Genomic DNA, 9060 nt, shown 5'->3' with positions numbered 1-9060 from the left:
ATCGGCACATACGCACCACCGGCCTTCAGCACCGCCAGCAACGCCACCACCAGGTCGACCGACCGCTCCATCACCACCGCGACCAACGACTCCGGCCCCACACCCCGACCGACCAACAACCGCGCAAGACGATTCGCCCGCGCATTCAACTCCCCATACGACAGCTCCTGGCCTTCGCATACGAGCGCGACCGCATCCGGGGACTTCGCCACCTGCGCCTCGAACAGACCCGGCAACGTCGCAGCCGACACCTCGACAGCGGTGTCGTTCCACCCCACCAACACCCGCTCACGCTGCGCCTGGTCCAGAGTCGCCACCTGTGCCAAGGGCCGGCCGGGATCACGCTCCAGCGCGGTCAGCAGGCCCTCCAAAGCGGTGTACGCGAGATCCGCGACAGCGTGCACATCGATGGACTCGACCGCCCGCACGCTCAACTCGAACCCGCTGCCGGTGTCGTCCACCGCAGCTGTCAGCGGGTAGTTGTTGCCTTCCTGCCCGTGCAGACGCTCGACGCCCTCCAAACCTTCGCCGGCAGCATCCGTGTCGGGGCTGTGCCGGTAGTTGAACAGAGACGTGAACAACGGCAGCGGGCCGCTGACGCCACTGGCCTTCTGCGCCAGGGACAACGGTGCGTGCTCGTGCTCCAACAGGTCGGCAAGACGTCCGCGCATCACCTGCACCGCCTCACCGACACCACATCCGGCAGACAAGCGCACCGGTAGCGTGTTGATGAACAGGCCGGGCACACGGTCGGCGCCGGCCCCCGCGCCCATCCGGCCGAACAGCACCGTGCCGAACACCACATCCTCACGACCCGAGGTCGCCGCCACCACCCGCGCCCACACGACATGGAACAACGTGGCCGCACTCACCCCGAGCCCACGCGCGCACTCACGCACCCGTGCCGCCACCTCAGGCGACAGGGCACGGCGAACCTCGCCAACCTCGGACCCGTCCCCACGCACGTCCAGCACACCGAACGGGGCGGTCGGCTCCTCCACATCCGCCAGCAGACCCGTAAAGAACTCTTCGTGCTCCTGCCGCGAAATCCGCAGCCGGGACTGGGCCACATGCTCACGGAACGGCAACGGCTCAGGAAGCTGCTCTTCAGTGCCTTCCACGAACGCCCGCAACTCACCGAACAGCACGTACAAGGCGGTGTGGTCCATGACCAGATGGTGGTGCTGCAGCAGCAACAGCCAACGTCCCGTGCCCGGATCCTGGGCGGCCCACGCCCGCAACAACGGCGCCCGACGGATGTCCATCACCGTCCCACCAAGAGCCATCAGCTGCTCCACCGCGTCGCCGGCTTCGAGCTCGACCTCGACGACCGGTACCACGGCGTGACGCAACACCACCTGGACCGGCTCGGGCAGACCCTCCCACGCCACTGCGGTCCGCAGAATGTCGTGACGATCCACCACCTTCTGCAACGCGGCCAGGAAGCCCTCCAACCGGCCACGCGAGTCAAAACCCAGCACTACCGGCGACACGTAGACATCCACACCGTGCCCGGCCTGCATCAGATGGTGGAAGAAGATGCCCTCCTGCAGAGGCGCCAACGGATACACATCCGCAATGTTCGCCGCCGCACCACCAACCGCGGCAACCATCCGGTCGATCTCTTCACCGGTCAGCTCCACCAGCGGCAGCATCTCCGGGGTGATCACCCGCGCATCGGCCGGAATCAGATTCGCCGGCACCACCACCTCCCGCCGATCCGCAACCGCGGCGGCAAGCCCAGCCACTGTCGGCGAAGAGAACAGAGCCCGAATATCGACGGACACACCCCGGGCACGCAACCGCTCGACCAACGACACCGCCAGCAGCGAATGCCCACCCAGGTCGAAGAAGTTGTCATCCACGCCGACCTCGGGCACACCGAGCACCTCGGCAAAGACCTGACACAGAACCTCTTCACGCGCATTCGCCGGACCACGGCCATGGCCACCTGAACCAACCGAATAGTCCGGTGCGGGCAAAGCACGGCGGTCCAGCTTCCCGTTCGCCGTCACCGGCAACGCATCGAGCACCACCACCGCCGCCGGAACCATGTAGTCCGGCAACGCATCGGCCATGTGACCCCGCAGCCCCGCCACATCGACCGAAGTGCCGACACCCGGGACCACGTAGCCGACCAGGCGCTTGTCACCCGGCTGGTCCTCCCGCACCACCACCACGGCCTGCGCCACCGAGGGGTGCGAGGCGAGCACCGTCTGAACCTCGCCCAGCTCGATCCGGAATCCCCGGATCTTCACCTGCTCATCCGCCCGGCCCAGGAACTCCAGCGCTCCCTCGCGGTTCCACCGCACCACATCACCGGTGCGGTACATCCGCTCCCCCGGCCCACCGAACGGACACGCCACGAAACGCTCCGCCGTCAGACCCGCACGCCCCAGATAACCCCGCGCCAACTGAACACCGGCCAGATACAACTCACCCGCGACACCCATCGGCACCGGGTTCAGCGCATCATCAAGCACGTACAGAAGCGTGTTGGCCAAAGGACCACCAATCGGCACAGCCGACAGGACCTCCCCAGGTCGGCACTCCCATTCCGTGACCTCGATCGATACCTCGGTGGGACCGTACTGGTTGTAGAGCTTCGTGCCGGCGAAGAGCTCGAAGAACTTGTGCACCGCGTCCACGGCAAGTTCCTCACCGCCGGCGTTCACGCGTCGCAGCGTCGTCGCGGCGGATCCGGCGGTCATCGACTCCTGAAGGAACGCCCGCAGCATCGAGGGAACGAAATCGACAAAGGTCACGCCCTCACTGCGTATCAGAGCTGCGAGGTACGCCGGATCCCGATGCCCCTCCGGCCGCGCGACAACGAGCGTCGCGCCTCGGGTCAGCGGCCAGAAGAACTCCCGGACCGAAACGTCGAAGCCCGACGGCGTCTTCTGCAACACCCGGTCATCGGCCGCCAGCTCGTACTGGACCTGCATCCCGTACAACCGGTTGACGAGACCGGCGTGCGGGATCATGACGCCCTTGGGACGACCGGTGGAACCCGACGTGTAGATCACATACGCCGGATGCGCCGGCGACAGCGCCGCAGTCCGCTCACCGTCGACCAGGTCGCTGTCCGGCAGCCCGTCACAGCCGGTCGCGAAATCGTCGGCCGACACGATCGGCAGCGTGTCGACGAGGGCAGCCACCGTCTTCCCCGCGACCTGGTCGCACAGAGCGATGACCGGTTGGCAGTCCTGGAGCATGTAGGCGATTCGGTCGGTCGGGTAGGCCGGGTCGATCGAGACATACGCGCCGCCGGCCTTCACCACCGCCAGCAACGCCACCACCAGCTCGACCGACCGCTCCATCACCACCGCGACCAACGACTCCGGCCCCACACCCCGACCGGCCAACAGGCGCGCGAGCCGGTTCGCCCGCGCATTCAACTCGCCGTACGACACCTGCCGGCCCTCGAACACCACCGCGGTCGCGCCCGGAGACTTCACCACCTGCGCCTCGAACAACTGCGGCACCGTCGCAGCCGGCACCTCGACCGTGAGGTCGTTCAACCCCACCAACACCCGCTCACGCCGCGCCTGATCCAGGACCGCCACCTGCGCCAATGGCCGGCCGGGATCACGCTCCAGCGCGGTCAGCAGGCCGTCCAGAGCGGTGTGCGCAAGATCCGCGACAGCCTGGGCATCGATGGACTCGACCGCCTGCACGGTCAGCGCGAACCCGCTGCCGGTGTCGTCCACCGCAGCTATGAGCGGGAAGTTGGTGCCTTCGTGCCCGTGCAGGAACTCGACGCCCTCCAAACCTTCGCCGGCAGCATCCGTGTCGGGGCTGTGCCGGTAGTTCAACAAGGATGTGAACAGCGGCAGCTGCCCGCTGACGCCACTGGCCTTCTGCGCCAACGCCAACGGTGCGTGCTCGTGCTCCAACAGGTCGGCAAGACGCCCGCGCATCACCTGCACCGCCTCACCGACAGCGAGCCCGGCAGACAAGCGCACCGGCAGCGTGTTGATGAACAGGCCGGGCACACGGTCAGCACCCACGCCCGCGCTCATCCGGCCGAACAGCACCGTGCCGAACACCACATCCTCACGACCCGACGTCGCCGCCACCACCCGCGCCCACACCACATGGAACAACGTGGCCGCACTCACCCCGAGCCCACGCGCACACTCACGCACCCGCGCCGCCACCTCGGGCGACAGGGCACGACGAACCTCACCCAGCCCGGCCCCGTCCCCACGCACGTCCAGCACACCGAACGGAGCAGTCGGCTCCTCCACATCCGCCAGCAGACCCGCGAAGAACTCCTCGTGCTCCTGCCGCGAAATCCGCAGCCGGGACTGGGCCACATACTCACGGAACGGCAACGGCACAGGCAGACGCTCCACGTCCCCCTCCACGAACGCCCGCAACTCACCGAACAACACCTCCAACGTGGTGTGGTCCATGACCAGATGGTGGTGCCGCAGCAGCAACAGCCAACGCCCCGTGCCCGGCTCCTGGGCAACCCACGCCCGCAACAACGGCGCACGACGGATGTCCATCACCGTCTCACCAAGAGCCATCAGCTGCTCCACCGCATCTCCGGCCGCAAGCTCGACCTCGACGACCGGCACCTCGGCATGACGCAACACCACCTGGACCGGCTCGGGCAGGCCCTCCCACACCACCGCGGTCCGCAGAATGTCGTGACGATCCACCACCTTCTGCAACGCGGCCAGGAAGCCCTCCAACCGGCCACGCGAGTCAAAACCCAGCACGGCCGGCGACACATAGACGTCGGTGCCGTGCCCGGCCTGCATCAGATGGTGGAAGAAGATCCCCTCCTGCAAAGGAGCCAACGGATACACATCCGCAATGTCCGCCACCACGCCACCAACCGCGGCAACCACCCGGTCGATCTCCTGAGCGGTCAGCTCCACCAGCGACAGCATCTCCGGGGTGATCACCCGCGCACCGGCCGGAATCAGGTTCGCCGGCACCACCACCTCCCGCCGATCCGCAAGGGACCCGGCAAGCCCGGCCACCGTCGGCGCCGAGAACAAGGCCCGAATATCGACCGACACACCCCGGACACGCAACCGCTCGACCAACGACACCGCCAGCAGCGAATGCCCACCCAGGTCGAAGAAGTTGTCATCCACCCCCACCACCGGCACACCGAGCACCTCGGCGAACGCCTGGCACAAGATCTCTTCACGCGCATTCGCCGGACCACGCCCACCACCGGAACCAACCGCATACTCAGGCGCGGGCAGAGCACGGCGGTCCAGCTTCCCGTTCACCGTCACCGGCAACGCATCGAGCACCACCACCGCCGCCGGAACCATGTAATCCGGCAACGCATCGGCTATGTGCCCCCGCAGCTCCGCCACATCGACCGAAGCGCCGACGCCCGGGACCACGTAGCCGACCAGACGCTTGTCACCCGGCTGATCCTCACGCACCACCACCACGGCCTGCCCGACCAGCGGACGGGCCAGCAGCGCGTTCTCGATCTCGCCGAGCTCGATCCGGAACCCCCGGATCTTCACCTGGTCGTCCGCCCGTCCCAGGAACTCCAGTTGGTCGTCGCGGTTCCACCGCGCCAGATCACCGGTGCGATACATCCGCTCCCCCGGCCCGCCGAACGGACACGCCACAAAGCGCTCGGCCGTCAAACCCGCACGACCCAGATAGCCCCGCGCCAACTGAACACCAGCGATATACAGCTCCCCCGCCACACCCACCGGCACCGGGCTCAGCGCGTCATCAAGCACATACACGCGCGTGTTGGTCAAAGGGCGACCAATCGGAACTCCCGACAGAGTCTCCCCAGGTCGACACTCATAAGCCGTGACCTCGATCGATGCCTCGGTGGGGCCATACAGGTTGTGCAGCTCCATGCCGGCACCGAAGTGCTCGAAGAACTTGTGCACCGCATCCACGGGAAGTTCCTCACCGCCACAGGTCACGCATCGCAACGTCGTCACGGCAGATCCCGCGGTCATCGACTCCTGAAGGAACGCCCGCAGCATCGAGGGAACGAAGTCGACAACGGTCACGCGCTCACTACGTATCAGAGCAGCGAGGTACGCCGGATCCCGATGCCCTTCCGGCCGCGCGACAACGAGCGTCGCGCCCTTGGTCAGCGGCCAGAAGAGCTCCCGGACCGAGACATCGAAGCCCGACGGCGTCTTCTGCAACACCCGGTCATCGGCCGCCAACTCGTACTCGGCCTGCATCCAGTGCAGCCGGTTGGCGATACCGGCGTGCGGGATCATGACGCCCTTGGGACGGCCGGTGGAACCCGACGTGTAGATCACATACGCCGGATGCGCCGGCGAAAGCGGCACGGTGCGCTCGACATCGGACACGTCGACCGCGTCAAACCCGGCAAGCAGCCCGGATACGGCCGGATCATCCACCGACACAATCGGCAGCGTCTCGGTGAGAGCAGCCACCATCTGCCCCGCGGCACGGTCACACAGGGCCAGTACCGGAGCGGCGTCCTGGAGCATGTAGCCGATTCGGTCCGCCGGATACGCCGGGTCGATCGGCACATACGCACCACCGGCCTTCACCACCGCCAGCAACGCCACCACCAGGTCGACCGACCGCTCCATCACCACCGCGACCAACGACTCCGGACCGACACCCCGACCGACCAACAACCGCGCGAGCCGGTTCGCCCGCGCATTCAACTCCCCATACGACAGCTCCTGGCCTTCGAATACGAGCGCGACCGCATCCGGGGACTTCACCACCTGCGCCTCGAACAACTGCGGCACCGTCGCAGCCGGCATCGGAACCGCCGTGTCGTTCCACCCTGCCAACACCCGCTCACGCTGGACCTGATCCAGGACCGCCACCTGGGCCAAAGGCAGGCCCGGGTCACGCTCCAGCATCGCAAGAAGGTTTTCCAGAGCGGTGGAAGCTAGGTCGACAACCGCCTGGGCATCGACGGGCTCCACCGCCTGCACGGTCAGCGCGAACCCGCTGCCGGTGTCATCCACCGAAACGGAGAGCGGGTAGTTGGTGGCATCGTGCGCACGGAGGAACTCGACGCCCTCCAGGCTGTCACTGACAGCGTCTGAGTCGGGGCTGTGCCGGTAGTTGAACAGAGACGTGAACAACGGCAGCTGCCCGCTGACACCACTGGCCTTCTGCGCCAGGGACAACGGTGCGTGCTCGTGCTCCAACAGGTCGGCAAGACGCCCGCGCATCACCTGCACCGCCTCACCGACACCGAGCCCGACCGACAACCGCACCGGCAGCGTGTTGATGAACAGGCCGGGCACACGGTCGGCACCCACACCCGCGCCCATCCGGCCGAACAGCACCGTCCCGAACACCACATCCTCACGACCCGAGGTCGCCGCCACCACCCGCGCCCACGCCACATGGAACAACGTGGCCGCACTCACCCCCAGCCCACGCGCACACTCACGCACCCGCACCGCCACCTCAGACGGCAGGGCACGACGAACCTCGCCAACCTCGGACCCGTCCCCACGCACGTCCAGCACACCGAACGGGGCGGTCGGCTCCTCCACATCCGCCAGCAGACCCGCGAAGAACTCTTCGTGCTCCTGCCGCGAAATCCGCAGCCGGGACTGGGCCACATGCTCACGGAACGGCAACGGCACGGGCAGACGCTCCTCAGTGCCCTCCACGAACGCCCGCAACTCACCGAACAACACCTCCAGCGCGGTGTGGTCCGTGACCAGGTGGTGCCGCTGCAGCAGCAACAGCCACCGCCCCGTGCCCGGCTCCTGGGCAACCCACGCCCGCAACAACGGCGCCCGACGGATATCCATCACCGTCCCGCCAAGAGCCATCAGCTGCTCCACCGCATCTCCGGCCGCAAGCTCGACCTCGACGACCGGCACCTCAGCATGACGCAACACCACCTGGACCGGCTCGGGCAGGCCCTCCCACACCACCGCGGTCCGCAGAATGTCGTGACGATCCACCACCTTCTGCAACGCGGCCAGGAAACCGTCCAACCGGCCACGCGAGTCAAAACCCAGCACTACCGGCGACACGTAGACATCCACACCGTGCCCGGCCTGCATCAGATGGTGGAAGAAGATCCCCTCCTGCAAAGGCGCCAACGGATACACATCCGCAATGTCCGCCACCACACCACCGACCGCGGCAACCACCCGGTCGATCTCCTGAGCGGTCAACTCCACCAGCGGCAACATCTCCGGGGTGATCACCCGCGCATCGGCTGGAATCAGGTTCGCCGGCACCACCACCTCGGCCCGGCCCACCACCGACTCGGCCAGCCCAGCCACCGTCGGCGCCGAGAACAGAGCCCGAATATCGACCGACACACCCCGGGCACGCAACCGCTCGACCAGCGTCACCGCCAGCAGCGAATGCCCACCCAGGTCGAAGAAGTTGTCATCCACACCGACCTCGGGCACACCAAGCACCTCGGCGAACACCTGACATATCGCCTCTTCGCGCGCATTCGCCGGGCCACGGCCGCCTCCGGAGCCGACCGCATACTCAGGCGCGGGCAGAGCACGGCGGTCCAGCTTCCCGTTCACCGTCACCGGCAACGCATCGAGCACCACCACCGCCGCCGGAACCATGTAATCCGGCAACGCATCGGCCATGTGCCGCCGCAGCTCCGCCAGATCAGACGAAGCTCCGACGTCCGGGACCACGTAACCGACCAGGCGCTTGTCACCCGGCTGATCCTCACGCACCACCACCACACCGTGAACCACCGACGGATGCGAGGCCAGCACCGCCTCGACCTCACCCAACTCGATCCGGAACCCCCGGATCTTCACCTGGTCATCCGCCCGTCCCAGGAACTCCAGTTGGCCCTCGCGGTTCCACCGCGCCAGATCACCGGTGCGATACATCCGCTCCCCCGACCCACCGAACGGACACGCCACAAAACGCTCCGCCGTCAGACCCGCACGCCCCAGATAACCCCGCGCCAACTGAACACCAGCGATATACAACTCACCCGCCACACCCACCGGCACCGGCCGCAGATGCGCATCAAGCACATACACACGCGTATTCGCCATCGGCCGGCCGATCGGAACAACACCCTCAGGAATCCGGTCATCCGGACCCATCGCG

Annotated in this window: 1 protein-coding gene; it reads right to left on the bottom strand. The window is 67.1% G+C overall.

Features of this window, described 5'->3' with window-relative positions:
- Nucleotides 1-9060: amino acid adenylation domain-containing protein (locus ACFZB9_RS36740; protein ID WP_391454494.1), on the bottom strand; the 9060-nt coding region annotated here is incomplete at both ends.

This window comes from Kitasatospora sp. NPDC008050, from assembly GCF_042957465.1.
Classification (GTDB): domain Bacteria; phylum Actinomycetota; class Actinomycetes; order Streptomycetales; family Streptomycetaceae; genus Kitasatospora.
This window is presented reverse-complemented; position numbering and strand designations above follow the sequence as displayed.